This window comes from Neisseria sp. P0001.S005 (genome assembly GCF_051963715.1).
Map to the genome: position 1 here is coordinate 1 of NZ_JBQCTZ010000384.1, position 1,677 is coordinate 1,677.

Annotated in this window: 3 protein-coding genes; 2 read left to right on the forward strand and 1 reads right to left on the reverse strand. The window is 45.4% G+C overall.

Annotation, left to right across the window (positions count from 1 at the left end):
- Both ACTHSP_RS20415 and ACTHSP_RS20420 read left to right on the forward strand, forming a co-directional pair.
- Window positions 1–381: C40 family peptidase (locus ACTHSP_RS20415; RefSeq protein ID WP_440346812.1), on the forward strand; the 381-nt coding region annotated here is incomplete at its 5' end.
- Between the two features lie 8 nt (window positions 382–389).
- Window positions 390–611 carry a hypothetical protein gene (locus ACTHSP_RS20420; protein WP_314511124.1) on the forward strand — a complete coding sequence of 74 codons (222 nt, stop codon included), beginning with the start codon at window positions 390–392 and terminating at the stop codon, window positions 609–611.
- Window positions 612–670: 59 nt separating this feature from the next.
- On the opposite strand, the gene ACTHSP_RS20425 is transcribed toward ACTHSP_RS20420, so the two are convergent.
- Window positions 671–1,525, reverse strand: a complete 855-nt coding sequence (locus ACTHSP_RS20425) for an ankyrin repeat domain-containing protein (protein WP_314511126.1) — start codon at window positions 1,523–1,525, stop codon at window positions 671–673.
- Window positions 1,526–1,677: the final 152 nt, after the last annotated feature.

The following is a 1,677-nucleotide window of genomic DNA, read 5'->3' on the forward strand; positions in this document are numbered from 1 at the left end:
AGCGCCATGGGCTTGCTCGGCGTAGCCTACCGCTACGGCGGCACATCGGCTTCTACCGGCTTTGACTGCAGCGGCTTCATGCAACACATCTTTAAACGCGCCATGGGCGTAAACCTGCCGCGCACCTCTGCCGAACAGGCACAAATGGGCGTTGCCGTGAGCCGTTCGGAATTGCAGCCGGGCGACATGGTCTTTTTCCGCACCATGGGTCGCGGTCGTATTTCCCACGTCGGCCTTTACATCGGCAACAACAATTTCATTCACGCACCGAGAACGGGCAAACGTATCGAAATTACCAGCCTCGGCCACAAATATTGGAACGGAAAATACGCCTTTGCCCGCCGCGTGAAGAAAAACGACCCATCCCGTTTCTTGAATTGAGGTGCACGATGGCGATGCCGCAAATGCCCAAATGGTATGACGACGACGGTCAGATTGTTTCCTGCACCGAAAAAGTCAAAGTCATGACCGAAAACTTGAACGAACTGTACCAAATAGCGCAGGACGCATTTGAAGACGCGCTGCTGATGGGTTGCTCCGAAAAACAGTTGCGCGAATACTTCCGCGAGTTAATGGCCGGGCTGGAAAACCCTTATCAAAAAAACAGTTAGTTCTTCAATCCATACAAAAAAGGCCGTCTGAAAATTTTTCAGACGGCACTTTCTTATTCTTACTCCCTTATAGCTGCATAAAATGGCTGTAACCATACATTGATATAATCGTCAGGATTACCATTCCACTCTGCATCAAAACCTTGTTGCCGCAATAAAGAAACAATACGGTCTGCTAATTCGATGATTCCGCTTTCGTCATCTCCAATCATGCCATAGTTCAAATATAAGCAACCATATTCTCTTGCACGGTTTTTATTAGGCTCTGTATAAAAGCAGTAACCCACAAAGCGATTGCGGTCAGGCTGACGCTCTAGTCTATCAAAACATTCAGCAATACATTCACCGACAGTATAACTTGCATTCGGTATCGCAATAATATCTGCGCACTCCAGTTGCGCAAAAGCTTTTTTAATTGCCGCCGTGGTTTTTCTCCATATTGCAGTATCAGCACGCTGATCGGGAAATTTAGGTGGTGGCGGAGGCTCAGGAAGTGGATACCCTGTCAATTTACTAAGTAGTTGTTGGACAGCTTTTTGCTCACTGAGGTTATCTATACAGTCTATAACATGCTTATGATTTCCGGCTGACTCCAACGTAGCCAAGTCTGCCCCATTATCGATAAGAAATTGTACAATTTCAGTATCAGGACAAAACTCTGCAGCTATCCAAAGCGGAGAGCGAGGGTGTTCCCCTTTACTGATTTGATTGATTGGGCAGCCTGCTCCTACTAAAAATTTTACCAATTCAAAATTGACATTCCCGCAACTGTCGGCAATGAGAGCTTCATGTAGTGCGTTAAAACCGTAGCTGTTTATAGTAAAAATAGATTTTGGATCGACTTGAACAATATCCTGCACAGCAGCCAAATCGCTAGCACGTGCGGCACTGCAAATGTTAGAGTATTTCGGCATAGGATTCTCCTTTTAATAATATGCAGTATATTTCCAATTTATCATCAACCCAATTTTACGAAGAACATATTTTTAGGGGCTGACGTAGATTAGCCCTAAATTCCACACCAATCCTGCAGAATTTTAAGCTGTTGAGATGGTGTGCCGAAATT

Excerpts from the sequence above, each read along its gene's own strand:
- ACTHSP_RS20420 (WP_314511124.1), top strand. The coding sequence starts at position 390 with ATGGCGATGCCGCAAATGCCCAAATGGTATGACGACGACGGTCAGATT.
- ACTHSP_RS20425 (WP_314511126.1), bottom strand. The coding sequence starts at position 1,525 with ATGCCGAAATACTCTAACATTTGCAGTGCCGCACGTGCTAGCGATTTG.